Source organism: Pseudomonas sp. GW821-FHT01E10 (assembly GCF_059422365.1).
The window spans coordinates 552,345-577,159 of the sequence record NZ_JBWKWT010000001.1; the positions used below are offsets into that span (position 1 = coordinate 552,345).

General features: G+C 60.5%; 23 protein-coding genes. 13 read left to right on the forward strand and 10 right to left on the reverse strand.

Annotated features, from left to right (window positions below):
• Positions 1–12: 12 nt before the first annotated feature.
• Genes hpaH through AC07V0_RS02435 form a run of 3 tightly spaced genes read left to right on the forward strand, consistent with a single transcriptional unit; the run spans position 13 to position 3,106 of the window.
• Positions 13–816, forward strand: a complete 804-nt coding sequence (gene hpaH / locus AC07V0_RS02425) for a 2-oxo-hept-4-ene-1,7-dioate hydratase (RefSeq protein WP_018927918.1) — start codon at positions 13–15, stop codon at positions 814–816.
• An 18-nt stretch (positions 817–834) separates the two neighbouring features.
• Complete coding sequence (gene hpaI / locus AC07V0_RS02430) at positions 835–1,635, forward strand: 4-hydroxy-2-oxoheptanedioate aldolase (protein WP_086945686.1); 801 nt, start codon at positions 835–837, stop codon at positions 1,633–1,635.
• A gap of 16 nt (positions 1,636–1,651) precedes the next feature.
• Positions 1,652–3,106, forward strand: coding sequence for an NAD-dependent succinate-semialdehyde dehydrogenase (locus AC07V0_RS02435; RefSeq protein ID WP_086945687.1), 1,455 nt, complete (start codon positions 1,652–1,654; stop codon positions 3,104–3,106).
• A 63-nt stretch (positions 3,107–3,169) separates the two neighbouring features.
• On the opposite strand, the gene hpaR is transcribed toward AC07V0_RS02435, so the two are convergent.
• On the reverse strand, positions 3,170–3,592 hold the full coding sequence (gene hpaR, locus AC07V0_RS02440) for a homoprotocatechuate degradation operon regulator HpaR (protein WP_495019394.1): 423 nt from the start codon (positions 3,590–3,592) through the stop codon (positions 3,170–3,172).
• Between the two features lie 232 nt (positions 3,593–3,824).
• Here hpaR and AC07V0_RS02445 point away from each other — a divergent pair, with 232 nt between their 5' ends.
• The 6 genes from AC07V0_RS02445 (at position 3,825) to AC07V0_RS02470 (ending at position 8,743) form a co-directional block, all read left to right on the forward strand.
• The gene (locus AC07V0_RS02445; RefSeq protein WP_018927914.1) at positions 3,825–5,123 is read left to right on the forward strand and encodes an NAD(P)/FAD-dependent oxidoreductase; all 1,299 of its coding nucleotides are present in this window, start codon (positions 3,825–3,827) and stop codon (positions 5,121–5,123) included.
• A 53-nt stretch (positions 5,124–5,176) separates the two neighbouring features.
• Positions 5,177–5,542, forward strand: coding sequence for a cupin domain-containing protein (locus AC07V0_RS02450; RefSeq protein ID WP_018927913.1), 366 nt, complete (start codon positions 5,177–5,179; stop codon positions 5,540–5,542).
• 52 nt (positions 5,543–5,594) lie between these two features.
• On the forward strand, positions 5,595–6,260 hold the full coding sequence (locus tag AC07V0_RS02455) for a helix-turn-helix transcriptional regulator (protein WP_018927912.1): 666 nt from the start codon (positions 5,595–5,597) through the stop codon (positions 6,258–6,260).
• A gap of 93 nt (positions 6,261–6,353) precedes the next feature.
• Positions 6,354–7,175, forward strand: a complete 822-nt coding sequence (locus AC07V0_RS02460; RefSeq protein ID WP_086945688.1) for a molybdenum cofactor biosynthesis F family protein — start codon at positions 6,354–6,356, stop codon at positions 7,173–7,175.
• Positions 7,168–7,968 (forward strand): SDR family NAD(P)-dependent oxidoreductase, encoded by an 801-nt coding sequence (locus tag AC07V0_RS02465; RefSeq protein WP_086945689.1) that lies wholly within the window; start codon positions 7,168–7,170, stop codon positions 7,966–7,968. Before AC07V0_RS02460 ends, AC07V0_RS02465 begins: the two co-directional genes overlap by 8 nt.
• The gene (locus AC07V0_RS02470; RefSeq protein ID WP_028940817.1) at positions 7,961–8,743 is read left to right on the forward strand and encodes an SDR family oxidoreductase; all 783 of its coding nucleotides are present in this window, start codon (positions 7,961–7,963) and stop codon (positions 8,741–8,743) included. Before AC07V0_RS02465 ends, AC07V0_RS02470 begins: the two co-directional genes overlap by 8 nt.
• Positions 8,744–8,802: 59 nt before the next feature.
• Here the strand turns inward: AC07V0_RS02470 and feaR are convergent, their stop codons facing one another.
• The 3 genes from feaR to AC07V0_RS02485 form a co-directional block, all read right to left on the reverse strand.
• Positions 8,803–9,765, reverse strand: a complete 963-nt coding sequence (gene feaR, locus AC07V0_RS02475; protein ID WP_495019351.1) for a transcriptional regulator FeaR — start codon at positions 9,763–9,765, stop codon at positions 8,803–8,805.
• A 119-nt stretch (positions 9,766–9,884) separates the two neighbouring features.
• The gene (locus tag AC07V0_RS02480; protein ID WP_495019352.1) at positions 9,885–10,481 is read right to left on the reverse strand and encodes a DUF3156 family protein; all 597 of its coding nucleotides are present in this window, start codon (positions 10,479–10,481) and stop codon (positions 9,885–9,887) included.
• Positions 10,462–11,961 (reverse strand): APC family permease, encoded by a 1,500-nt coding sequence (locus tag AC07V0_RS02485; RefSeq protein ID WP_018927906.1) that lies wholly within the window; start codon positions 11,959–11,961, stop codon positions 10,462–10,464. Before AC07V0_RS02485 ends, AC07V0_RS02480 begins: the two co-directional genes overlap by 20 nt.
• 305 nt (positions 11,962–12,266) lie before the next feature.
• Here AC07V0_RS02485 and AC07V0_RS02490 point away from each other — a divergent pair, with 305 nt between their 5' ends.
• A complete protein-coding gene (locus AC07V0_RS02490; protein WP_086945692.1) occupies positions 12,267–13,595 on the forward strand; it encodes an alginate export family protein in 1,329 nt (442 codons plus the stop codon).
• A 39-nt stretch (positions 13,596–13,634) separates the two neighbouring features.
• Here the strand turns inward: AC07V0_RS02490 and AC07V0_RS02495 are convergent, their stop codons facing one another.
• The 3 genes from AC07V0_RS02495 to AC07V0_RS02505 form a co-directional block, all read right to left on the reverse strand.
• On the reverse strand, positions 13,635–14,540 hold the full coding sequence (locus AC07V0_RS02495) for a methyl-accepting chemotaxis protein (protein ID WP_495019353.1): 906 nt from the start codon (positions 14,538–14,540) through the stop codon (positions 13,635–13,637).
• A 145-nt stretch (positions 14,541–14,685) separates the two neighbouring features.
• Positions 14,686–15,642 (reverse strand): p-hydroxyphenylacetate 3-hydroxylase reductase component, encoded by a 957-nt coding sequence (locus tag AC07V0_RS02500; protein WP_086945694.1) that lies wholly within the window; start codon positions 15,640–15,642, stop codon positions 14,686–14,688.
• Positions 15,643–15,710: 68 nt separating this feature from the next.
• Positions 15,711–16,880: a p-hydroxyphenylacetate 3-hydroxylase oxygenase component gene (locus AC07V0_RS02505; protein WP_495019354.1), complete on the reverse strand. Its 1,170-nt coding sequence runs from the start codon at positions 16,878–16,880 to the stop codon at positions 15,711–15,713.
• A gap of 274 nt (positions 16,881–17,154) precedes the next feature.
• On the opposite strand from AC07V0_RS02505, the gene AC07V0_RS02510 reads away from it, so the two are divergent.
• The 3 genes from AC07V0_RS02510 (at position 17,155) to AC07V0_RS02520 (ending at position 20,764) form a co-directional block, all read left to right on the forward strand.
• Positions 17,155–18,642, forward strand: coding sequence for an aldehyde dehydrogenase family protein (locus AC07V0_RS02510; RefSeq protein WP_086945697.1), 1,488 nt, complete (start codon positions 17,155–17,157; stop codon positions 18,640–18,642).
• 128 nt (positions 18,643–18,770) lie between these two features.
• Entirely contained in the window at positions 18,771–19,817 is a 1,047-nt protein-coding gene (locus AC07V0_RS02515; protein WP_086945698.1) for a Rieske 2Fe-2S domain-containing protein, read from the forward strand.
• Positions 19,814–20,764 (forward strand): PDR/VanB family oxidoreductase, encoded by a 951-nt coding sequence (locus tag AC07V0_RS02520; protein WP_086945699.1) that lies wholly within the window; start codon positions 19,814–19,816, stop codon positions 20,762–20,764. The genes AC07V0_RS02515 and AC07V0_RS02520 overlap by 4 nt, the downstream gene beginning before the upstream one ends.
• A gap of 10 nt (positions 20,765–20,774) precedes the next feature.
• On the opposite strand, the gene AC07V0_RS02525 is transcribed toward AC07V0_RS02520, so the two are convergent.
• From AC07V0_RS02525 to AC07V0_RS02535, 3 genes are all read right to left on the reverse strand, one after another.
• Positions 20,775–21,488 (reverse strand): GntR family transcriptional regulator, encoded by a 714-nt coding sequence (locus AC07V0_RS02525; protein ID WP_018927894.1) that lies wholly within the window; start codon positions 21,486–21,488, stop codon positions 20,775–20,777.
• A gap of 77 nt (positions 21,489–21,565) precedes the next feature.
• Positions 21,566–22,807 carry a thiolase family protein gene (locus tag AC07V0_RS02530; protein WP_064617348.1) on the reverse strand — a complete coding sequence of 414 codons (1,242 nt, stop codon included), beginning with the start codon at positions 22,805–22,807 and terminating at the stop codon, positions 21,566–21,568.
• A complete protein-coding gene (locus AC07V0_RS02535; RefSeq protein ID WP_086945767.1) occupies positions 22,804–24,687 on the reverse strand; it encodes a feruloyl-CoA synthase in 1,884 nt (627 codons plus the stop codon). Before AC07V0_RS02535 ends, AC07V0_RS02530 begins: the two co-directional genes overlap by 4 nt.
• Between the last annotated feature and the right edge of the window lie 128 nt (positions 24,688–24,815).

Consider the following 24,815-nt stretch of genomic DNA (forward strand, 5'->3'; position numbering starts at 1 on the left):
GAGATCTTCGTCATGCTCGATCAACAGCAAATCCTTCACGCCGCCGCACAACTGGATCGGGCTGAACGCTCCAGGGAGCAGGTCCGGCAATTTTCCCTCGATCACCCGGCTATCACCATCGAAGACGCGTATGCCATCCAGCGCGCCTGGGTCGCCCAGAAAATCAAGGACGGGCGCAAACTGGTCGGGCACAAGATCGGTCTGACCTCGCGGGCCATGCAAGTGTCCTCGAACATCACCGAGCCGGACTTTGGTGCCTTGCTCGATGACATGTTCTTCGACGAGGGCACGGACATTCCGTTCGAGCGCTTCATCGTGCCGCGGGTGGAAGTGGAGCTGGCGTTCATCCTTGGCAAGCCGCTCAAAGGTCCGAACTGCACGATCTTCGACGTGCTCGACGCCACTGAATGGGTGATCCCGGCGCTGGAAATCATCGATGCGCGAATTCAGCAAATCGACCCGCAGACCAAGGCGACACGCAAGGTGTTCGACACCATTTCCGACAACGCCGCCAACGCTGGCGTGGTCATGGGCGGTCGTGCCGTGCGGCCGACCGAGATCGACCTGCGCAAGGTGCCTGCGGTGCTCTACCGCAACGGCGTGATCGAGGAGTCCGGGGTGTCGGCCGCCGTGCTCAATCATCCGGCCAAAGGCGTGGCCTGGCTGGCGAACAAACTGGCCGCCTACGACGTCACCCTGGAAGCGGGCCAAATCATTCTCGGCGGCTCCTTCACCCGCCCGGTGGCGGCCAACCCCGGTGATACCTTCCATGTCGATTACGACATGCTGGGTTCCATCTCCTGCCGCTTTGTTTGATCCCTGGAGGACTGTTCCATGGACATGCCCATCAACCGTTTCAAACAACGCCTCAAAAGCGGCGAAGCTCAGATAGGCCTCTGGCTCGGTCTGGCCGACGCCTACTGTGCCGAGCTGGCAGCCAATGCCGGTTTCGATTGGCTGCTGATCGACGGCGAACATGCACCCAATGAACTTCGCGGGTTGCTCGGCCAGCTTCAGGCAGTGGCGCCCTACCCCAGTCATCCGGTGATACGCCCGGTGATCGGCGATATCGCGCTGATCAAGCAGGTGTTGGATATCGGCGCCCAGACCCTGCTGGTGCCGATGGTCGAAAGTGCCGAACAGGCACGGGAACTGGTGCGTGCGATTCACTATCCGCCCCAGGGCATACGCGGTGTCGGCAGTGCGCTGGCCCGTGCGTCACGCTGGAACAGCATTCCCGGTTACCTCGACAAAGCGGATGAACAAATGTGCCTGCTGGTACAGATCGAGAACCGCGAAGGCCTGGTCAACCTGGATGCCATTGCGGCGGTCGAGGGCGTGGACGGGGTGTTTATCGGCCCGGCGGATTTGAGCGCGTCCATGGGCCATCGCGGCAATCCGGGGCATCCCGAGGTGCAGACGGCCATCGAGGACGCCATCGTGCGGATTCAGAAGGCCGGCAAGGCCGCAGGCATTCTCAGCGCCGACGAGACACTCGCCCGGCGCTATATCGAGTTGGGCGCGGCATTCGTTGCCGTGGGTGTCGACACCACCGTGCTGATGCGTGGCCTGCAAACCCTCGCCGGCAAATTCAAAGATGCTCCGGTGCCCACCAGCTCCGGCGGCGTGTACTGATTTTTCGAGAAGCCCGATGAAACTTAACGATTTGAAACTGCTGCGCGAGCAGGCTTACATCAATGGCCAATGGGTCGACGCCGATGACGGTTCACGCTTCGCGGTGACCAACCCGGCGGATGGCGAAGTCATCGCCCAAATCAGCTCCCTCGGCCAAGCCGAAACCGCCCGCGCCATCGCCGCGGCCCAGGCTGCCCTGCCCGCCTGGCGCGGCAAAACCGCCAAGGATCGCAGCAAGGTATTGCGCACATGGTTCGAGCTGATCATGGCCCATCAGGAAGATTTGGCTCGCCTGCTCAGTTGGGAACAAGGCAAACCGCTGGCCGAGAGTCGTGGCGAAATTGCCTATGGCGCGAGCTTTATCGAGTGGTTCGCCGAAGAGGCCAAGCGGGTCTACGGCGATGTGATTCCTCATGACAAGCAAGGTCGGCGGCTGGTGGTGATCAAACAAGCCATCGGGGTGGTGGCGGCCATCACACCGTGGAATTTTCCCAATGCAATGATCACCCGCAAGGTCGGTCCGGCGTTGGCCGCCGGTTGCACCGTGGTGCTTAAACCGGCTTCAGAAACCCCATTGTCGGCTTTGGCCCTGGCTGAACTCGGCGAACGCGCCGGCATTCCGGCGGGTGTGCTGAACGTCGTCACCGGCACCCGCTCCCGGGAAATCGGTGCAGAGCTGACGGGTAACCCGGCAGTGCAAAAACTCTCGTTCACCGGCTCCACCGGCATCGGCAAATTGCTGATGGCCCAGTGTGCGCAAACCATCAAGAAAGTCAGCCTGGAACTGGGCGGTAACGCGCCCTTTATCATCTTCGAAGACGCCGACCTGGATGCCGCCGTGGAAGGTGCGATCGGCTCGAAATTCCGCAACAGCGGCCAGACCTGTGTCTGTACCAACCGCTTGCTGGTACAAAACAGTGTCTATGACGAGTTCGCCCGCCGCCTGGTGCTGGCGGTCAACACCCTCAAGGTCGCCCGGGCCGAAACCGAAGGCGCGCAACAAGGGCCGCTGATCAACGCCAAGGCGGTGGCCAAGGTCGAGGAACACATCAACGACGCACTGGCCCAGGGCGCGACGCTGCTGGCCGGCGGCAAACCCCACGCACTGGGTGGCAACTTCTTCGAGCCCACGGTCCTCGGCGACGTCACCCCGGCCATGCTGGTGGCCCGGGATGAGACCTTCGGCCCGCTGGCACCGCTGTTCCGTTTCGACACCGAAGCCGAGGCAATCGCCATGGCCAACGATACCGAGTTCGGTCTGGCGTCCTATGTCTACACCCGCGACCTGGGCCGGGCCTGGCGCGTCAGCGAGGCGCTGGAGTACGGCATGGTCGGAGTCAACGAAGGACTGATCTCCACCGAAGTGGCGCCGTTCGGCGGGATAAAGCAGTCAGGGTTGGGCCGCGAAGGTTCCAAGTACGGGATCGATGATTACATCGAGCAGAAGTACATGTGCCTGAGCATCAAATAATCTCTGTACAACGCGTCATTCGATTTCGCGAGCAAGCTCGCTCGCGAAATCGCTCCGATATTGTCAGCGCTTGATGGTCTTCAACTCGTTGAGCAGCCCGAGCAACGTCTGCAACTTCTCCTCTCCCAACTGTGCCTGCAACCGTTGGTAGTTCTCTTCCATGCACTGGCTCATGGACTCAAAGCACGCCTCGCCCTTTTCGGCCAGGGTCACCAGCACCCGTCGCTGGTCCTGCTCGGCCTTGCGCCGATGGACCATGCCGGCCGCCTCCATGCGCACCAGCACACCGGTCATGCTCGGTTTGAGGATGCACGCCAGTTCCGCCAGCCGGTAGATTTCCAGCTCGCCGTGCTGATTGAGAATGCGGATAACCCGCCACTGTTGTTCAGTCAACCCGTGCTGGTTGAGCGAGGGACGAAAAAAACTCATGGCTGCTTCACGTGCTTGCAGCAGGGTCAAGGTCAGGGATTGCCGGGGTTTGAGCATCGGAGTCAGGATCACGGTTGATTTAGTTAATAATTTAACGAAACTCTATCATCCTGTCCCCCCGAACGCGCCATAACTTCTTATCGCAAAGGCCTTCTGGCGCGCTGAATCAAAAATCCCGGCATAGAGAATCAAGACATCCACCGAGCCAAGGCTCTTAATAGGAGTCATCCGGTACAGAGCTAATCAAAGGCCCTGCGTTGAGTTTTTCTTCACTTTTTCAGGCTGCGCCATGATCAATATCGAAACGCCCACCTATTACACGGCCACCAAAAAATACAATCTCAGCTTCCCGACCCTGGAACAGGATGTGGAAGCCGACGTTGTGGTCATTGGCGGTGGTTTCTCCGGCATCAATACCGCGCTTGAGCTCGCCGAAAAAGGCATCACCAACATCGTTGTGCTGGAGGCGCGTTACCTGGGTTTCGGTGGCACCGGGCGCAATGGAGGGCAGATCATGGCCGGCATCGGTCACGACCTGGAGAAGATCAAGAAGGACGTGGGTGAGGACGGTCTGCGCCAGGTCTTCGAGATCAGCGACCTGGGCGCGGACATCATCAAGGACCGCATCGCCAAGTACAACATCGATGCCGACTTCTGCCACGGCTACGGCTACATGGGCTTCAACGCTCGCCAGGAAAAGACCCTGCGCGCCTGGGAAAAAGACTTCAAATCGATCAACAGCAAACACGAGATTCGCTTTCTCGGTGGTTCGGACGTCAAGCAAATCATCGGCTCCGATGCCTACAGCAGCGCATTGCTGCACATGGGCGGCGGTCACGTCCATTCGTTGAACCTGCTACTCGGTGAAGCCAAGGCACTGGTTGGGCACGGCGTGCGGATTTTCGAGAACAGTCCAGCGCTGGAAGTCAGCTATGGCGAGCGCATCACCGTGCGCACCGGCCGTGGTTCAGTAAAGGCCAGCAAGCTTCTGTGGGCCTGCGACAGTTTCCTCAACAAGCTGGAACCGGAACTACACCGATCGACCATCAACACCTACGCCTTCCAGATGATGACCGAGCCACTGTCGGACGAGTTGATCAACCGCATCAGCCCGATTCGCGGCGCCTACAGCGACATTCGTCCGGTGATCGACTACTACCGCGTCACCAACGAAAACCGTCTGTTGTTCGGTGCGGCCACACCGCTGGTCGAGCACATTCCCCTGGACCTGAAAGCCTGGAACCGCAACCTGATGCTGAAAATTTTCCCGTACCTCAAGGACGTGAAAATCGATCTGGCCTGGGGCGGTCCGATGGCCTGCAGCCCGAATCTGTTCCCGCAGATCGGCACCCTGCCCGGTCGCAGCAACGCCTTCTTCGTTCAGGGCTATTCGGGCTTCGGCGTCACCCCCAGCCACATCATCTGCAAGGTGCTGGCCGAAGGCATGAGTGAAGGCTCGGCGCGCTATGACCTGGTCAGCTCGATCCACCGCCCTACCATCCTTGGCAAAGATGCGTTTCGCCCACTGTTGCTGACCGCCGGCAAGTCCTGGCACCAGCTGTCAGGTTATTGGAACGGGCGTCGGTAACTGCCAAGGCGCTCTTCCCTTTTCTGTTTTTTTACTCATCAGGAGCAACTGCCATGACCCTTACCACCCTCAAGAAAGACATCCAGCTGTCCGAACTGGACGCCTGGGGCTCCGTTGCCGACCTCGGCTCGGAAATCCTCGAAGGCGAAGTCAAAGCCTTTGGCAAAATGACTTTCGGTGCACCGACCGACCCGGTCAGCAGTGCCTATTTCGGCACCACCCAGGGCAAGTTCCGCATGGTCTATCCGTTCGCCGAACAAGCTACGGTGGTTACCGGCGAAGTGGTCCTGACCAACGAATCCACCGGCCAGAGTGCTCGCTACAAGGCCGGCGACAGCTGGTTCGTGACCAAAGGCACTCCCGTGCTGTGGGAAGTGGTCAGCGAAAGCTTCGTCAAACACTACTTCGCTGTCGCTTGACCGATTCGGGTTGCCGGCGAACAGCCGGTAGCCCCTTGGCGAGGTACCGAACATGAATGCCCTCCCCACCCAGGAAATCGCCGGCCATTGCCTGCAAGCTTTCACTCAACTCGTACCTGCCAGTCAGGCGGCGTTCTACTGTGTCGACCGGCAACTGCAAGCCCGTGACTTCCGGCTGCATTGCATGAGCGATGAGATGCATCGCGACTATCTGGACAACTACCGTCGGTTCGACCCTTTGCAACCGCGAAATTGCCTGTCCAGCGGGCGAGCCGTGGTGCCTCTGGGTTTTGCCATGGCCCGACAGCCGACACGGGACAGTCGGCGCTATCGGGACTTTCTGCAGCGCTATGGCATTGTCGATGTGGTGGAAATCCTCGCCCATCGCGCCGGCCAGCCTCAGGCCGCGATCTCGATGTTACGCACCGCCGAACAAGGCGCCTTCACCACCGACCAACTGGCCCAGCTCAATGCCTTGCAGTCCCTGCTGCAACTCGCCGTCGCGAACATACAGCCCTGCGAAGATCCGCTGACCGGCCTGACGCCCAAGGAGCGGCAGATCGCGTTGTTACTGCGCCAGGGCGCCAGCAACAAGCAACTGGCCCTGGAACTGAAAGTCGGTCTGCCGACCATCAAGACCCACCTGATCAACCTGTTTCGCAAGACCGGCGTCAGCAGCCGCACCGAGCTGGTCGGAACCCTGTTTCTCCAGCTCTGATTTTTTAGCCCGGCTCAACCATCCGGTTGATAGGCGAGCTTGTTTGCGAACCGCATGCTCCAGATTGTTATTTCACTCAACTGGAGCATTGCAATGACAACATCATCCGACTGGATCACCGTTGGCGCCCTGGCCGACGGCTTCGCCCCTGAAGCCTTCATCCTGCCGAACCTGGCCGACCTGAACGGCAAGGCCTTCACGCTGAACTTCGCCAATGGCTGGCAGATCGAACATCGTTTCGACACCGAAGTCCTATCCTGGACCGCTGCCGATGGGCACTCCACGGGCACTGCAAACTATCGAGCCACCTCAGTGCGTCCAGGTCTGTACCTGGTGGACTTCATCAAGCACGAAGGTGGTCAAGCCTGGTCGATCAGCCTGGTGCTCGACACCGTTAGCGCTGCATTCACCGCTGTGATCGGCCGCATGCCGACCCAGGAGCAAACCTGTGAAGGCCTCTACAGCCGTGCGCTGGCGGGCAAGCACCTGACCTCGGTCGAAGTCGAGTTTTTGCATGGCAGCCTTGATCGTCCGTGGCAGGAAGGCCAATGCCCTCACGCACCGACCAGCGAACTGACCGGCCTGCGCAACCTGTATCGCTACAGCCCAAGTGAAGTCTACGAACACATCTACCTCAACGATCAGTTCTATTCCTGGCAGTGCCTCAAGGGCGTCGAGCAAGGCCTGTGCGACACCGACCGCTGCCACTACTACAAGATCGCCGATCAGCTGTACCTGTTCGTCTGGCGCGAGAAGATCATCCCGACCCTCGGCCTGGTGCTGATCGACCTGCAACAGCACCGCAGCGACGGCAAGATCTTCGGTTATGCCGGGTCGTCCTTCGATGAACTGTCAAACTTTCCGATCAGCTCTTACTGCCAGGTTCTCAACCGGACGGAGTATCCCAATGCCTGAGCCACGTACCGTTGCAATTACCGGTGCCGGGACGGGTATCGGTGCTGCCTGTGCCCGGCTGTACGCAGCCGAAGGCGCCAGTCTGGTGTTGATCGGCCGCCGCCGCGAGCCCCTGGAGCAAATTGCCCGGGAAACCGGCGGGCTGGTTTTGGTCGGCGATGCCGCCTGCCCGGACACCTGGGCAGGATTCGTGGCACAGATTCGTCAGCGCTACGGGCGCCTTGATGTACTGCTGGCCTGTGCCGGCGGCCTTGGCCTGGGCAGCGCCACCGACACCAGCCCGCAGACCTGGGAAGCGGCGTTGCGCAGCAACCTGGACAGTGCCTTCTACAGTGCCCGGGCCTGCCTGCCTCTGCTGCTGGAAAGTACCGGCAACATCGTGCTGATCGGGTCCATTGCCTCACTGGCGGCGGGCCCCGAAGTCTGCGGCTACACAACGGCCAAGCACGCGCTGCTCGGCCTCAACCGCTCGCTGGCCAGGGATTACGGCCCGCGCGGTGTACGAGTGAACGCCGTCTGCCCCGGCTGGGTGCGCACGCCCATGGCCGATCAGGAGATGCAGCCGCTGATGGACTTCTATGGCGAAACGCTGCAGCAAGCCTATGACCGGGTCTGCACCGACGTGCCGTTGCGACGACCGGCCAGCGCCGAGGAAATTGCCAGGGTTTGCCGCTTCCTGGCCTCTAGCGAAGCATCGATTATCACGGGCGCAACCGTGGTGGCCGACGGCGGCTCGAGCATCGTCGATGTGCCGACCCTGGCCTACACCCACATGGAGCAAACTCATGTCTGAAGGCTGCGCTTTCAAAGATCTTGATTTCAGCGGAAAAACCGTCCTGGTGACCGGCGGAGCACAAGGCATTGGGCGGGCGATCGTCGAAGCTTTCGCCGTGCGAGGTGCTCATGTGGTAATCGCCGACCTTCAACTGCCGCTGGCCCAGTCGCTGGCTGTCGAATTGTCCGCGCAATCGTGTCAGGTTGAAGCCGTGTGCGTCGACCTGGCCGAATCCAGGGCGGTGTTCGAACTGATTCAGGCGCTTGAACAGCGTTTGGGGCAACTGGACGTTCTCGTGCACAACGCCGGGTATTTTCCGCTGACACCGTTCGCCGAGATTACCCCTTCCATTCTCGACCGAACTCTGGCGGTCAACCTCTCGGCGCTGTTCTGGCTGACCCAGGCGGCCTTGCCGATGTTCCGCCGTCAGGGTCAGGGTTGCGTGCTGGTGACTTCATCGGTCACCGGCCCACGAGTAGCCTACCCGGGGCTGAGCCATTACGCGGCATCAAAAGCCGGGGTCAACGGTTTCATCCGCAACGCGGCACTGGAACTGGCCGGACACAACGTGCGGGTCAATGGCGTCGAGCCGGGCATGATCGCGACGCCAGCTATGGGCAATCTGGGGGACGACCAACTGAACGAAAATATCGCCAGTCGAGTGCCCCTGGGACGGCTTGGCAAGGCGGCGGATATTGCCGGAGCCATGCTGTTTCTAGCATCGGATCTGGCAACTTACATCACCGGACAGACGCTGGTGGTCGATGGCGGCTCGACCTTGCCAGAGGTTTGATGTAGCGTTTTTTCATGCTGGAAGGGGGCTTTGAAAAGCCCCCTTTTTCATTCAGAGAGTCAAGCCGTCCCCACCGCCTGCTGCAAATGACTGGAACGAAAATCCTTGGGTGACAGCTCGAACTGCTTCTTGAACGAGCGGCTGAAATGCGCCGAGTCGGTGAAGCCCCACTTGTAAGCGATTGAGGTGATCGATTCGCTACGCAAGAACGGATTGGTCAGGTCATCGGCGCTGCGCTTGAGCCGCGCCCGTTGAATGTAGCGGCAGACGCTATCGTCCTGCTCTTCAAATAACCGATACAAGTGCCGCACTGAAATGTTCAATCGATTGGCCAGCCCGACGGGACTCAAGCCCGGCTGGGTCAGGGACTCGTCGATGACTTTCTGCACATAACTGCGCAGGTTGTTGCCCTGCAACGAAGTAACGTCATCCCCCGACACCTGATCCTGATCGAATGCCGAACCCAGCAACGATACAAAAGCCGATTGCAACGCCTCACCCTCACCGACTGCGCCCTCGCCCACCCACGCGTCCTTGCACAGCTGATCCACCAGCACATGCAGCATCCGCCCACAGGCCTTGCTCGAGGAAATCTTGCCGAACGTCCGGGACTGGCTGCCAAGCTGTTTGCACACTTCGTTGCGGGACAAGGAGACCGAGACATGCTCGATCAGCCCGAATGGGCTGATTTCAATGGAACCTGCCGAGTCTATCAGCAGCAGGTCCCCGGGTGCCAACTGGATGCTCTGTCCGTACTGGGTGATCTGGCAGTAACCGCTGCGCTGGCTGACCAGGAAACAATCCTGTTCGTTGTCGTGATCGGCGTTGGGCTTGTCGCGCTTGATAAGCCCTGCGTTGGTACGCAAGTTCGCCAAGGACAGACCGCCCCGGGAACACTCGGAAACCTCACCAATGAACAGCGAACGGTTGTAGGCCAATTCTGTGTCGAAATGACCACAGGCTGCTCGCAGATCCCGGGTCCAGGTTTCCAACCCGTCTTGCACAGACTGATGGACGCTCATGGGGCTCTCCACAATGGCTTTTTGTTTTTGTTGCGCAATAGTTAACATGTTATCTATATGCGCGCAACAAGTACGTGTCTGCCAAAGTGGGTAGCACTAATGATGCCAAAAATCGCGAATCAGAGCGTGCGCAACAAGCGCTGCAATCCAGTCAACGCTTCAAGCAGCCAAGCGCGTTGATCACGGCTCAAAGCGATGTAGCGACGAAAGGCCGGCATGCGGTTGACCACCTCGCTGCCACCCATATGCTCCAGCCGTACGCACCACTGATGCCCTTGCAGATCGATGCGCAAGCGTTTGAAGTCCAACGGCATCAAGGCCTGGTGCAGCGCACTGTCCTCCTGCAACCTGGCCTGCAACCTGGCCTGCAACCTGGCTAATAGCGCGGCGTCTCCAGCACGCTGCCGACAGCGGATCCCGGTCCGTCGAACAGCCCCGCTATGGTGCAGTTCGAAGCTCGCCGCGCCCTCAGTCGAGGCAGGCACCCGGATCACGAACTCGGTCATGACCAGGTGCATCAACAGCTGCGACTCGGTGCGCTCGACAATCTCCAATTGCAGGCTGCCATCGTCCAGCGAAGCCCGGGCCGCTGTCGGCTCTGTCTGCTCGAAACTGGCCAGACCGAGGTTGCGCCGCAGGTGCTCAAGCGTCACCCCCGGCCGATAACCGGCCGGGGTGCGATGGGCACTGAACAGCTCAGACAGTTTTTGCAGCATGGTCGATATACCCGTTGTGAGGGTGCCCCGGCTCATTGGAAAACTCCTTGGCCAGCACTTCTTCCACCGAAGCAGGCTTGAATGGATTGACCTTCTGCACGACTAACGTCCAGAACAGCGCGTACACCGCGGTGCCACCAAGCATCACCGCGAACGGGACATAGATATCCGCGGGGTTCATGCCGGGCGGCGTGATAAACCACATGCCCAGCAGGATGCCGACGCTGGAAAGGATCTGTGGCAACGGGAAGAAGGGCGAGCGATAGGCCCGTGGCAGATCGGGACGACGGATGCGCAGCATTACCACCGACAGCGTCACCAGCAGATAGGCAAAACTCCAGGCACAAACGGCGGCCAACACCAGATGCATGATGTTGTCAGTGTTACCGCCCAGATACAGCGCATGCAGGCAAGGAATCAGCATCGCCACCAGAATGCACAGCAGCGGCGTCTTGAAGCGTGGGTGCAAGTAGGTGAAGACCTTGGGCAACGCGCCGTCGACTGCCATGCCGTAAAGAATCCTCGGCACACCCGCCATCAGTGTATTGATGGTCGCCGCCCCGGCAAACAGAAAGCCGATCCCCAGCCACATCGGACCGATATTGCCCATCACCTGCTCGGCGAACTTTGGAATGGCCATCGGTGTATCGAGCAGATGCACGCCACCGGCGGCATCAAGCAACACGTTCTCCACTTGACGCTTCATTGCCGCGCCATAGATGAACATGCACGACGCAACGCTCAACAACCCCAGAATCATCGCCTTGGGCATGACCTTGGCCGATTGGCGCAAGTCCGGCGCCAGAGGGGTGACGAACTCACAACCGACGAACATGAACATGGCCATGCCCACCAGCGACAGGATGGTGATCAGGTCAGTACCCACAAGGGATACACCGAACCAGCCATCCAGTTGCACCGCTGGCGCCGCGATCAACCCCAACACGCCAAACACCATCAATGTGGTCCACATGCCGAAGGTCAGAATGATCTCTGCCCTGCCGAAGGCGCTGACGCCGAAGGCATTGAGAATCCCGAACACCACGACGAACCCAACCCCAAGCAACCAGGAACCACCGGCAGATTCTGCCAAGGTATTGAGGTGCTCGAAGTTCACCAGGGCCATGACCCCGGAAAGAATGGTCTCGGCAGTGCCTGCGAACACATGCACGATCAGGTAGGCCGACAACGTGCCAGTGATAGCAAAGAAGCGGCCCATGCCGCAATTGATGTAGTCGTAGACCGAACCGGTAGTCGGCAGGATCGATGCCGCTTCAGCGAAGGTGGTCGCCTGGGCCAACATCATCACCACGGCAATCAGCATGGCCACCGCGAAGGCGCTGCCGCCGATGCCAAAGCCCATGGTCGCGGTGAGAATCACCGGGCTGGCCATGATCAGACCAATGGTACTGGCGAGCGCAGTGGGAAAACCGACCGTGCCCCGGTTCAAATGCTCGGTGAGTCTGTCATTGATCGACATAGTGCAGATCCTCAAAAACGGATTTTTATAGTGGATGTAACGAGCCGTTCAAGGAGCTGGCGACAAAGCCCTCCCCAGCCAGTCCCTGAGCGAAACGGCGCCGTGTGCAGAGTGACTGTGCTCCTCTGCCACCCAGATCGTCTTGCCCATGTCTGCCGCCGGTCTTGTTGCTCCCTGCCATGCTTCACCGCGTGGCTGACAGGATCAAATGCCTGGCACGCAGGTGAAAGACTTCCCCCACCTCCAGTCGCCCTAATGCGCACTCGACCTATCGAACTGTCCAACAAAAGCTGGGGAAAACAACAATGGAGCAAACACTGAAAGCACGAGCGCTGCCCAAGGCCGTTGGTCTGGGGATCGCGCTCTTGATCGCCGACTCGTCGGCCCAGGCGTACGAGCTGTATGCCGATAACGACACCAAGGTCACGGGCAACTTCCTCGCGGTCTATGGGATGTTCAACAGTCGCAAGAACTATGACGGCACCACAGGCGGGTCTAGCTGGCGCGAAGGATTTATCAAGTATGGCTTGAGTGTCGAGCAAACGCTCGGCGGCCTGGGCAGCGCCTACGGCACGGCCAATATGGTCAGTTCCGGCACCTGGGGCGATGGCGATGCCGCGGGCATCACCGACGGTACCGAACGAACCACAAAGTTTGATGAAGCCTTCGCCGGCTGGCGTTCCGGCGACCTGTTCCCGGTACTTGGCAAGGATGGCGTGGATGTGTCGTTTGGGCGCCAGGTCATTACTCTCGGTGACGGTTTCATCATCAACGACGACGGCCTGAACCTGGGTAAAGGTGTGGCGGATGGTGAGTTCAACCGAGGTGGTGCCTATTATCTCGCGGCGCGCCACGCATTCGACGAAACGGCCGTCCTGCGCCTGGGCGGCAAGGAAGGCGTGCACGGCAGCCTGATGTGGATCAAGTCGGACAACCGCGCCCAGGCCAAGACCGAGATGGCCGCCAGCACCCTGGAATACACCGCCGCGCCAGGTACCCTCGGGCTGACGTATATTCACGGCATTGACGTCGATGATCGTTATGCCAGCGACTTCCAGAAGCAACGTGAAGGCATGAACATCTATAGCCTGCGGGGCGCTGGCAATGCCGGAATAGAGAACGCTCACTTTTCCTTCGAATATGCCTGGCAGGACAAGGACGCCGGCCCGGAAAAAGCCTGGTACACCGAAGCCGGCTACACCTTTGCCGACCTGCCATGGTCGCCGGACCTGACGTACCGTTACAGCCGCTATTCCAAAGATTGGGATTCGATGTTCAACGGTGTCAACCGTGGCTACGGCACCTGGTTCCAGGGTGAAGTGGCCGGTAATTATTCGGGCCCGTTCAACAGCAACACCGCGATCCAGCATGTGGCGCTCAAAGTCAAACCACTGGAGCCAGTGACCGTTGGCGTGCTGTTTTTCGACTACAAGACCCTGCACAAGAACAATGCGCTGGACCTCGATGGTCGTGAACTGGACCTGTATGCCGAATGGGCGGTGAACGAGCACCTGATCGTCACCCCGTTGGTGGGCCTGTATAAGCCGGAAAAGGATGAAAGCAACGGCGGTAATCAGGTTGGTGGCAACGGCACTAATGTCTACAGCCAACTGACCGTGGCCGTGCCTTTCTAATCCATGTCAGGAGCTGCCTGGCGCAGCTCCTGACGCGGTTTACTGTTTGTGCTGATGCAACATCGTCTGAATCTGATGAGTCGCCTGGCGGGTATTTTCCGCCAGTTTGCGCACTTCATCGGCCACCACTGAAAACCCGCGCCCGACCTCGCCCGCCCTGGCCGCTTCGATGGCGGCGTTCAAGGCCAGCAAGTTGGTCTGGTCGGCGATGCCTTTAATGACCCCCACCACCGTTGCGATCTGGCTATAGGTCGCCTGATTCTGCTCGAGCATTTGATGATGGGTCGCCTTGGCCGAACGCTCATCGCTGATGTCGCGTACCGCACCGATCACACGACAAAGCTTTGCGTGCTCATCACGTACCGCACGACCACGCTCGCGGCACCAGATGTAGTCGCGGGTCTTATGGAGCATCCGGTATTCAAAGACGTATTCGCCGCTGCCGTGGGGTCCGAGAATTTCCCGGTCGAAGATCGACATGATTTTCGGCAGATCATCCGGGTGCGTGATGCCGACTTGTGCATCCCAGCCGTCGGGCAACTCGTGGGAGGCATATCCCATCAGGATGCGGAACTGATTGGAGAAACGCATGCAGCTGGCAGGGTCTTGAACATTGCCGTTGACCACGGTGATGTCCCAGCAACCCTCGGTCAGCGTTGACTGCAACAATTCCCAGATCTGCGCCTCCTGCTGATGATGATGGGACAGCTGCACGTGCCGGCTCAACTCGACTTCAAGCGCTTGCTCGCGGCAGCGGGCCTGTTCCAGTTGCTGGCGAAGCGTTTCAAGCGCCTGCTCGTTACGTTCCAACTGGAAAGTTTGATTCCTGGCCAGTTCCTCGGCCACCCGCAGCCGCTGCACGATTTGGGCTTTTTCTTGCGTGAACTGTTCCAGTTGCAAGGCATCAGCGAGCGCCTGCAGCTGTTTACGTTTCTTGAAGAACATCAGCCTGTCCTTTGTTCATCGAGTCGAAACACTGGATCTGATAGCAAATTGAAGGTGATTGCTTGTAGGAGGCTGCCAGGTGTTTGCTTCTGTGTGCCATCAATAAAAACGGCGCCCAAAGGCGCCGTAAAAGTGTGATCAATTATCAGCAGTTGCTGATCAACCTCTTCAACACCGCCTTGAAGGTGTCGATCTGCTCTTCATTGAAATCGGCGAACACCTTGTCCTGCTGCTCCTGGGCGATCGCCCAGAGGTCTTCAGTCTGCTCGATACCCGCTGCGGTCAGGCGCACGCGACTGTCATCGTCGTTGACCAGCCCTTTGCGCTTGAGGTTGGCCACCGCCTCATCGATTTCCCGCACCGGCATTGCCACCTCCCGCAACAGATCGTTCAGGCCCAGCCCAGCGTCACTTTCCAGCACCATCAGCATGCGCGCCTCGCTGGTGCGCAGGCCGGTGGACAGTTGCCGTGGCTGGTAGCTGGACTGGTAGGCCCGCACCGCCTGGGTCATCAGGTAATACAGATTGTGGCTGAGGCGCCCCTGAAAATGGCTGCTCGGCGGCTGGCTTTCATCGCGTTTAGTCATGCGGGTATGGGGCAAGACCATGGAATAGGCGCCCTGGTGATAGAGCAAGGGCGAGCGACCGAAATCATCGAACGCCACCACCTTGCCGATCATGATCCAGTGATCGCCGCCATCCACCTGCTGGTACTTCTCGCAGTGAAAACGCGCCGAGCAATCGGCGAACACCGGTGCCCCGCCCTCGCCCGGTTCGAACTCGATCTCGGCGAAGCGATCTTCCTTGGGCCGGGCGAAATTATTGGAGAGGTCAATCTGGTCCGCCGCCAACACGTTGACCGCGAAATGGCTGGCCTGCTCGAACACCTCGTGGCTGTTGGAACGCTTGTCGATGCTCCACAGCACCAGCGGCGGATCGAGGGATACCGAGTTGAAGCTATTGGCGGTCACCCCGACTTTGCGCCCGGATGCACTGGCGGCAGTCACCACCGTCACGCCGGTGGCGAAATTGCCCAGCGCCCGGCGAAAGGCCCGTGGGTCGAAGGTCGTTTCAGTAGCTGCACAAACGCTGTTATCAGACATGCAAGACTCCCGGACTGCTTTCAGGAGCAGTCCTGATTGTTGTTATGGGGACGCGGTGACGATCTGGCTCAGATCATGCTCGGGTCGGGCTCCAGACCCATCAGCTCGCGGCCGAGGATCTGCGCGCAGACGTCGTAGTCGGTGTAGGCATGGGCCCCGGTCATGTGCGAGTCGCGGAACAGACGTTGCATCTCGTTGTGCTCGAACCAGGCATTGCCGCCGGCGGCCTCGAACAGACGGTCCACTGCCTGGATGCACATCTTGGTGGCGTAAGCCTGGTTGGTGCGCCAGAACGCCAGGGTTTCGCGGCTTGGGTATTCATGTCGTTCGCTGTGCTCGGCATGCTCCTGCCAGGTCTTTTCGAGAAAGGCCCGGGCCGCTGCTACCTGATGGGTCGACTCGGCCAGGCGCATCAACGCCGGGGTCGCGGCACCGACCGCCGCACCGGTGTAGGCACGCACGCGGGTTTTGGTTTTTTCACGGAACACCTCCAGCATGCGCTCGGCGACACCCAGGTTCACCGTGGAGAAACCGCTGGCAAAGTAAGGACGGTATGGCGAGTAGAAGATCTTGCTGTCCGGGTACAGACCGAAACCCGCGGACTTGCCTTCCATCATGTCTTTGGCTTTCTGGATGCGATGTTCCGGTACCAGCACATTGTCGATGATCAAGGTCTTGGTGCCACTGCCTTTCATGCCAGCGGCGAACCAGTCGTCACGGATCTGGTAGTCGCTGCGCGGCAGCACCGCGAAGCAGTAGTCCTGGGTACCCTCGGCATTCTTGCGACGGAAACCGACAATCGCCCACTCGGCATGGTCGCAGCCGCTGCTCCAGCCCATTTCACCGCTGAACAGCACACCGCCTTCGGTCTCTTCGGTACGGCCGAAAGGCGCGATGCTGCTGCTGGCGGTGGCATCCGGGTTGGTGCCCCAGACTTCCTGCTGCAATTTGGCCGGGAACATCGCCAGTTGATGGCTGTGAGTACACAGCAGACTCATGGCCCATGCCGTGCTGGCACAAGCGCCGGCGAGCAAGGCAATGCAGTCGGCAAATTGCGGCAGCGATATTTCCATCCCGCCGAACTGCTTCGGCTGAAAGGCACGGTGCATGCCGATGCTTTTGAGCAGCGAAATGTTCTCGTCGGGGACCTTGCGGTTCCGCTCGGCCTCAAAGGCATTGGCAGCGATGGTTGGCAGAATGGACTTGAGGTCTTCGAGGAGCGGGTTTGGCTTTTTCATGGACGGCCCTGCTTATTATTGGATGTCCGCTCGGGGCCGCGAATCGAGGCACGGCGCCGGATACAGGGCCAGTATGGAACCCGCCATCGCGATAGAAAATGCACCTTCCAGAGCCAAGATTGTACTTTTCAAAGGCAATGGCCCAATCATTCTGCCCACACTTGAAGCCGTTCTGGCACCCACGGGCATGTAGCACGGCAGGCACAGTCAAGCCACGCATGCCCCCACGGATTAACCTCGGGTTTTTCTCTTGTTCGCGATCAGGAAAACCCCCATGAGCGATATTGCGCTGCTGCCTCAAGTTGAAGCCTTCCTCCGTCGAAGCCATGCATTGTTTATCGACGGCGGCTACGTCCAGAGCCGTTCCAGCCAGACACTGGAAGTGATCAACCCTGCCACTGGCAAAGTCATTGCCCAGGTCGCCAATGCCGATCCAGCCGATATCGACGCGGCGGTGGAATCGGCCAAACGTGGCTTCAAACAATGGTCCCAGGCCACACCGGCGACGCGGGGCAATGTGCTGCTGAAACTGGCGGACTTGCTGGAGCGCCACCGCGAAGAACTGGCACAGATCGAAACCTGCCAATCGGGCAAGATCATCCATATTTCCAGGGCTTTCGAAGTCGATCAGGCCGCTCACTTTCTGCGTTACTACGCTGGCTGGGCGACCAAGATCAGCGGCCAGACCATCACCCCGTCATTGCCCTCCTTCGCCGGCGAACGCTATACCGCCTATACCTTGCGCCAACCCGTCGGGGTGGTGGTCGGCATCGTGCCGTGGAACTTCTCCACCATGATCGCTATCTGGAAACTCGCCTCGGCACTGGTGACCGGTTGCAGCATCATCATCAAACCCAGTGAGTTCACCCCGCTGACCATCCTGCGGATCGCCGAACTGGCCATTGAAGCCGGTCTCCCGGCCGGCGCACTGAACGTACTGACAGGGGGCGGGCTGGTTGGCAAAGGGCTGATCGAACACCCGGGCACCGACAAGGTGTCGTTCACCGGCTCGGTGCCGACCGGCATTGCCGTCGGTCAGAGCGCCATGGGTGCCGGCCTGACCCGCGCCACCCTGGAGCTGGGCGGCAAAAACTCGGCGGGGTTCCTGCGCGACGTCGATCTGGATAAAGCGGTCAACGGCATCATCGAAGCCGGCTTCCTGCATTCCGGGCAAATCTGTGCCGCTGCCGAACGGTTCTTCGCCCATCGCTCACAGATCGAGCCAATCATGGACAAACTGGCCCAACGTTTGAGCACGCTGAACATCGGCTCGCCCCTGGACGAGCGCACCGAATTCGGCCCGGTGACCAACCGCCAGCATCAACTCAAGCTCGGCGCGTTTTTCGACAAGGCCCGTGCTGAAAACAACACCATCATCTGCGGTGGCAACCTGATCGACCGCCCCGGCTGTTATGTCGAACCGACGGTGATCCTCGCCAACACCGTCAACGACTCCCTGCTCAACGAAGAAACCTTCGGCCCGGTCGCCACCTTCTACCCCTACGACACCGAAGACGAGCTGCTCGAACTGATGAACAACACACCGTACGGCCTGAGCGCGAGCCTGTGGACCAACGATTTGTCCAAAGCCATGCGCATGATCCCGAGCATCGAAGCCGGCACCGTCTGGGTGAACATGCACACCCTCCTCGACCCGGCAGTACCGTTCGGCGGCATCAAGTCTTCAGGCATCGGCCGTGAATTCGGCGGCGCGTTTATCGACGACTACACGGAGCTGAAATCCGTGATGATCCGCTATTGATTCGGAGGATTCCAAAGTCACCAGTGGATCCACTAAATCGTTAATAAACAGAATCAGCTTGACAAAACCTCAATAAATCACCATTAATGGATCCACTAAATAAAAACAAACAACCTTGGAGAATCTCCATGTACCCCAAAAACACCTGGTACGTCGCCTGCACGCCCGATGAAATCGCTGGCAAGCCATTGGGCCGTCAGATCTGCGGTGAAAAGATGGTTTTTTACCGTGGCCACGAGGGTAAGGTGGCGGCTGTCGAGGACTTCTGCCCTCATCGCGGCGCGCCGCTGTCCTTGGGCTATGTGGAAAACGGCAATCTGGTGTGCGGCTATCACGGCCTGGTGATGGGGTGCGACGGCAAGACTGTGGAAATGCCCGGGCAGCGGGTTCGCGGCTTCCCGTGCAACAAGACCTTTGCCGTGGTCGAGCGCTACGGCTTTATTTGGGTCTGGCCCGGCGATCAGGCGTTGGCCGACCCGGCGCTGATCCATCACCTGGAATGGGCCGTCAGTGACGAGTGGGCCTATGGCGGCGGCCTGTTCCACATCCAGTGCGACTACCGCCTGATGATCGACAACCTGATGGACCTGACTCATGAAACCTACGTTCATGCGTCCAGCATCGGCCAAAAGGAAATCGACGAAGCGCCGCCGGTGACCACGGTCGACGGCGACGAGGTGGTCACCGCCCGCCACATGGAAAACATTATGGCCCCGCCCTTCTGGCGCATGGCCCTGCGTGGCAACAACCTGGCCGACGATGTGCCGGTGGACCGCTGGCAGATCTGCCGCTTCACCCCGCCCAGCCATGTGCTGATCGAAGTCGGCGTGGCCCATGCCGGCCATGGCGGTTATCACGCTCCCCAGCAGTTCAAGGCGTCGAGCATCGTCGTCGATTTCATCACGCCGGAAACCGAGACCTCGATCTGGTACTTCTGGGGCATGGCGCGCAATTTCAATCCGCAGGATGAAGCCTTGACCGCGAGCATCCGCGAGGGCCAGGGCAAGATTTTCAGCGAGGACCTGGAGATGCTCGAGCGCCAGCAACAGAACCTGCTCAGCCATCCCGCGCGCAACTTGCTCAAGCTCAATATCGACGCTGGCGGCGTGCAGTCGCGTCGCGTTCTGGAGCGCCTGATCGCCAGGGAGCAAGCCCCGCAGGAGTCAATGGCATGATCGAAGTGCTGGTGGTATCGCGCAACAACGAAGCCCAGGACATCTGCAGCTATGAGCTGGCCAGTGTCGATGACCGACCGCTGCCGGCCTTCAGCGCCGGTGCGCATATCGATGTGCACCTGCCCGGCGGCTTGATCCGGCAATACTCCCTGTGCAACCACCCCGAAGAACGCCATCGCTACCTGATCGGCGTGCTCAAGGACCCCACCTCCCGCGGTGGTTCACTGGCCATGCACGAGCAGATCCACCCCGGCACCCGCCTGCCGATCAGTGAACCGCGCAACCTGTTCCCGTTGGTCCATGAGGCCAGGCGCAGCCTGCTGTTCGCTGGCGGTATCGGGATCACGCCGATCCTGTGCATGGCCGAACGCCTGGCACACAGTGGCGCGGATTTCGAGCTGCATTACTGTGCCCGATCACGGGACCGTGCAGCCTTTGTCGAACGCCTGCAGCACTCGCCTTTTGCCGACCGGGTGTTCCTGCATTTCGATCAGGAACCCGACTCCGCGCTGGACGCGGCCAAGGTTCTGGCCACGCCGCTGAACGACGTTCATTTATATGTGTGTGGCCCCGGCGGCTTCATGCAGCACGTGTTGGACACGGCCAGGAAGCAGGGCTGGCAGGAGCAATGCCTGCACCGCGAGTACTTCGCCGCCGCGCCCGTCGACACTGGCGCCGATGGCAGTTTCTCGATCAAGGTCGCCAGTAGCGGTCAGGTCTTTGAGGTGCCGGCCGACAAGAGCGTGGTGCAAGTACTGCAAGACCACGGCATCGAAATCGCCATTTCCTGTGAACAAGGCATTTGTGGCACTTGCCTGACTCGGGTTCTGGAGGGGGTGCCGGAGCATCGCGACCTGTTCCTCACCGAGGATGAACAGGCCTGCAACGACCAGTTCACCCCTTGCTGCTCGCGCTCGAAAACGCCGCTGCTGGTGCTGGATATCTGATAAACCGCGCTTATTCCGAGCGGAGAATGACCTTCATCCGCTCCTCGGCCGTCGCTGAGCCGAAGACCTCGGCGTAGCGCAACGTGGCGTTGGCGTGTTCGCGCATGATCGCTTCGGCACGCGCGCCCTGGCGGTTGACCAAGGCATCGAACACCGAATGGTGTTGCATGTGGGCATAGTTGAAGCGTCGGTATTCCCGGACCATGTCGTTGCGGTCCACGGCCAGGGCAGTCACCGAAGCGAAGGGCAAATGATCGTTGCGCGCCAGGGCATCGGCGATCGCCGGGTTGTGACTGCCTTCGACGATCACCTGGTGAAAACGCATGTTGAGGTCGTGATAGACCTCCAGGTCTTCTATGGTCACGTACCCTTTATCGAACAGCTGATCACCCTGCATCAGGCACTGTTCGAGGGTCGCCCGGGCTTCGTCCGAGAGCCCGCGCTCGGCGGTCTGACGCGCCGCCAGGCCTTCGAGTACGCCCCGTACTTCGACCGCACCGGCAATGTCATCGGGGCTGACCGAACGCACCTGAAACCCGCGCCCGCCAAAACGCACCAGCAAGCCTTCCTGCTCCAGCGTGCGGAACGCCATGCGCACCGGCATCCGCGAAACACCGAACAGCTGCGCCGTGGGGATTTCCATCAACCGCTCGCCCGCCGCCAGTTCGCCCGAGGCGATCATCTTGCGCAATGCGACCAACACCGTTTGACCGGGCTTACTCATCCAGGCAACTTCCAGAAAGGTGGGCCTGCATAGTAACGCAAGAGAGAGACGCCAGGTTTGGGCAGAGGTCGCGGTGTTCAGCCTTGATAGGCCGGATTCTCGATCAGCAGTGCCATACCCTGTCCTCCGCCAACACACGCGGCGGCAATGCCATAACGCAGATTGCCCTCGCGCAGTTGCCTGGCCAGGGTCAGCACCAGACGCAACCCGCTGGCGGCCAAGGGATGCCCCAGGGCGATGGAGCCGCCCCGCCGGTTGAGGCGGTCGCCGTCCAGTTCAAGCACCTGCGCCACGGCCAGCACCTGTGCCGCCTGGGCTTCGTTGATTTCCAACAAGCCGATGTCGTCAATGGCCAGGCCGCTGCGTTGCAGCAGCAACTGGATCGCCGGCGCCGGGCCGATGCCCATGAACTCCGGTGCCACGCCCACCACGGCACTGGCCAGCAAATGGGCCAACACCGGACGCCGAGCCGCAGAGGCTCGCCCCACCAGCGCGGCCGCCGCACCATCGACCACCGCGCAACTGTTGCCGGCCGTTTGCACACCGCCGGCATGCACCGACTGCAACCGGCCCAAAGCGCTCAGGTCGGTAGGTCGCGGGTGGCTATCGTGCGTTACGCGGTCCACGCCCCGTGGCAACTGAATATTGCGTGGCTGATAGCCGGCCAACTCAAAACGCTCATTACCAATCGCTACCAGTTCCGGTTCGAACCAGCCGTCGGCTTGCGCCTGCAAAGCCAGTTGATGACTGCACAGAGCGTAGCGATCCACTTCGTCGCGGCTCAGGCCATGCCGCCGGGCCAGGTTGTCGGCGGTGGTGATCATGTCTACGCCCGGGGCCGGGTCGTAGAGGGCTTCCCAGAGAAAGTCCTTGAACGCCACCTCGGCACCGAGCCGGAAACCGCTGCGGTGGGTGTAAGCGGCAATCGGGTTGCGTGACATCGATTCGGCTGCCACACACAGGGCCAGCTGCACGCCGTCATCCAGCTGCCTGGCGGCCTGCCGCAAGAGTTCGAAACCGGTGGCGCAGATGCGCTGCACCCCCAGCGCCGGAGTCTCTTGCGGCACACCACTGTAAAGGCCGATATGTCGAGGCAGCAGGTAAGCATCGAAACTGGCCTGAGCCACGGAGCCGGCGAGCACGCTGTCCACCGAGGACGGATCGAGAGCGGCGCGGGCCAATACCTCGCGCCCGACCTTGATCCCCAGATCGATCGGCGAGACCTGAGCCAAGTCCCCGCCAAGGTCGACCCAAGGCGTGCGCAGGGCTTCGAAAATCGCCACATCGCTAAAGCTCGAATACTGCCCCGCACCGTTCACAGCAGAGGTCCGGCACGCAGGATGGAAGGCTCTTCACCGCGATACAGCGCCTCGACCTTGTCGGCACGCCACTGCAACACCGCACGCTGATTGATCGAGCCCTTGTCGGTGATTTCACCACGGTCGATGGAAGCTGGTTCGTCAAGCAGCGCGATCCATTCCAGGCGGCTGGCATTACCGGTGGCGTCGCGGTTGAGCCGCTGCAGCCAATCGCCGAACCACTGACGCACCGGCGCGCTGGCCAAAACCTCGGCATCGCTGGCGTGGGCACTCAAACCCGCCAGACGTCGGCATTCATACAACCGGGGAAAGACCAGCGCCCCCAGGCACTCGCGGTCCGGTGCGGCCACCACCAGGTCCTGAACATAAGGAGAACCTTCGAGCACCGCACGATTGCGTAGCGGACCGACACTGACAAACACGCCGGAGCTGAGCTTGAAGTCCTCGGCGATGCGCCCGTCGAACATCAGCCCGAGTTGCGGATCACGGGGGTCAGCCAGCTTTAACGCATCGCCAGAACAGTAGAAACCCTGTTCGTCGAACACCTCGGCGGTCTGCTGCGGCGCGCGCCAGTAACCCGGCATGATGTGTGGCCCGCGAAAACGCCCTTCCAGCTTGCCGTCCACCGGCACCAACCGCACTTCGCAACCGGGTGCCGGCAGGCCGATGTAGCCGGCCATGGACAATGGCCCGGTGGTGAACGTGCAGGACGGCGACGCCTCGGTCATGCCAAGCCCGGCCATCATGCGAATGCGTTCGCCACAATGCTGTTCAGCGACCCGGTCCAAGCGATCCCAAACCCGTTGCGACAAACCGGCGGCAGCGAAAAAGAACAGCTTCATGCGCGAGAAGAAACGCTCGCGCAACTCGCCATCCTGCTCCAGAGCGTTGACCAGCTCTTCCCAGCCCTTGGGCACGGTCAGGTAGGCGGTGGGCGATATTTCCTTGAGGTTGCGCAGTGTTTCAGCAAAACCCTGAACGGTCGGCTTGCCGTCGTCCAGGTAAAAAGTGCCGCCGTTGTACAGCACGATGCCGACGTTGTGGCTGCCACCGAAGGTGTGATTCCACGGCAGCCAGTCCACCAGCACCGGAGGCTCTTCGCCGAACACCGGGAAGGTTTGCAACAGCATCTGCTGGTTGGCGCAGAGCATGCGCTGGGTGGTGACCACCGCCTTGGGAAGTTTGGTGGAACCTGAGGTAAACAGGAATTTGGCGATGCTGTCCGGCCCGGTAGCCGTGAAGGCGCAATCGGCCTCGGCACCGCCGGGCCGTTCCAGCAGGCTGGCAAAACTCGCCTGACGGCGGCCCGGTACTTGGCCATGCACGGTAACCAGCGGCGTATCGGCCGGCAGCACCGCCTCAATCGCCCGCTGATAGGTCGCGGCGTCGCTGACGAACACCAGCCCCGGTTGCAGCAGGTCGCAGACATGCCTCAGCTTGGCGAAATCCTGGGACAACAACGAATAGGCCGGGGAAATCGGACTATAGGGAATGCCGGCGTACATCGCGCCCAGGGCCATCTGCAAATGCTCGATGTCGTTGCCCGAGAGGATCGCCAGTGGTCGCTCGGACGACAGGCCGTAACTCAGCAGGCTCTGGGCAATGGCGCGGACGCTGGTCAGCATGTCGGCGTAACTCACCCGGCGCCAGTCGCCGCCCTCCAGGCGAGCGGCAACAAAGGTCTGTTGCGGGCGCACCCGTGCCCAATGCACCAGGCGATCGAGCAAGCGTACGGGCAACTCGGCCAAGGGTTCCAGGGAGCGCATATGCAATATGCCCTGCTCTTCGCTGACTTCGACCGCAGGACAGCCAATGGATACCTGGCGATAGCGCGGTGCACTGGCTTCGGTCTGGGGTGGCGATCTGAATTCGGAACTCACGTGCTTGTTCTCCATCAAGGCACGCCACCGGTCCGCTGCGAAGCAGTCAACTGGGGCATGGCAGCCTTGTTATTGTTATTTCTGGCCTGCACGCGGGCGACGGGCGCTCTCAAGCGTACGTCGCCCGA

What these genes read in the sequence shown, in the direction of transcription:
- AC07V0_RS02490 (WP_086945692.1), top strand. Translation starts at nt 12,267, where the DNA reads ATGGAGCAAACACTGAAAGCACGAGCGCTGCCCAAGGCCGTTGGTCTG.
- AC07V0_RS02435 (WP_086945687.1), top strand. Translation starts at nt 1,652, where the DNA reads ATGAAACTTAACGATTTGAAACTGCTGCGCGAGCAGGCTTACATCAAT.
- hpaR (WP_495019394.1), bottom strand. Translation starts at nt 3,592, where the DNA reads ATGCTCAAACCCCGGCAATCCCTGACCTTGACCCTGCTGCAAGCACGT.
- AC07V0_RS02460 (WP_086945688.1), top strand. Translation starts at nt 6,354, where the DNA reads ATGACAACATCATCCGACTGGATCACCGTTGGCGCCCTGGCCGACGGC.
- hpaH (WP_018927918.1), top strand. Translation starts at nt 13, where the DNA reads ATGCTCGATCAACAGCAAATCCTTCACGCCGCCGCACAACTGGATCGG.
- AC07V0_RS02480 (WP_495019352.1), bottom strand. Translation starts at nt 10,481, where the DNA reads ATGCTGCAAAAACTGTCTGAGCTGTTCAGTGCCCATCGCACCCCGGCC.
- AC07V0_RS02450 (WP_018927913.1), top strand. Translation starts at nt 5,177, where the DNA reads ATGACCCTTACCACCCTCAAGAAAGACATCCAGCTGTCCGAACTGGAC.
- AC07V0_RS02470 (WP_028940817.1), top strand. Translation starts at nt 7,961, where the DNA reads ATGTCTGAAGGCTGCGCTTTCAAAGATCTTGATTTCAGCGGAAAAACC.
- AC07V0_RS02510 (WP_086945697.1), top strand. Translation starts at nt 17,155, where the DNA reads ATGAGCGATATTGCGCTGCTGCCTCAAGTTGAAGCCTTCCTCCGTCGA.
- AC07V0_RS02515 (WP_086945698.1), top strand. Translation starts at nt 18,771, where the DNA reads ATGTACCCCAAAAACACCTGGTACGTCGCCTGCACGCCCGATGAAATC.
- AC07V0_RS02495 (WP_495019353.1), bottom strand. Translation starts at nt 14,540, where the DNA reads ATGTTCTTCAAGAAACGTAAACAGCTGCAGGCGCTCGCTGATGCCTTG.
- AC07V0_RS02500 (WP_086945694.1), bottom strand. Translation starts at nt 15,642, where the DNA reads ATGTCTGATAACAGCGTTTGTGCAGCTACTGAAACGACCTTCGACCCA.
- AC07V0_RS02505 (WP_495019354.1), bottom strand. Translation starts at nt 16,880, where the DNA reads ATGAAAAAGCCAAACCCGCTCCTCGAAGACCTCAAGTCCATTCTGCCA.
- hpaI (WP_086945686.1), top strand. Translation starts at nt 835, where the DNA reads ATGGACATGCCCATCAACCGTTTCAAACAACGCCTCAAAAGCGGCGAA.
- AC07V0_RS02445 (WP_018927914.1), top strand. Translation starts at nt 3,825, where the DNA reads ATGATCAATATCGAAACGCCCACCTATTACACGGCCACCAAAAAATAC.
- feaR (WP_495019351.1), bottom strand. Translation starts at nt 9,765, where the DNA reads ATGAGCGTCCATCAGTCTGTGCAAGACGGGTTGGAAACCTGGACCCGG.
- AC07V0_RS02525 (WP_018927894.1), bottom strand. Translation starts at nt 21,488, where the DNA reads ATGAGTAAGCCCGGTCAAACGGTGTTGGTCGCATTGCGCAAGATGATC.
- AC07V0_RS02485 (WP_018927906.1), bottom strand. Translation starts at nt 11,961, where the DNA reads ATGTCGATCAATGACAGACTCACCGAGCATTTGAACCGGGGCACGGTC.
- AC07V0_RS02520 (WP_086945699.1), top strand. Translation starts at nt 19,814, where the DNA reads ATGATCGAAGTGCTGGTGGTATCGCGCAACAACGAAGCCCAGGACATC.
- AC07V0_RS02465 (WP_086945689.1), top strand. Translation starts at nt 7,168, where the DNA reads ATGCCTGAGCCACGTACCGTTGCAATTACCGGTGCCGGGACGGGTATC.
- AC07V0_RS02455 (WP_018927912.1), top strand. Translation starts at nt 5,595, where the DNA reads ATGAATGCCCTCCCCACCCAGGAAATCGCCGGCCATTGCCTGCAAGCT.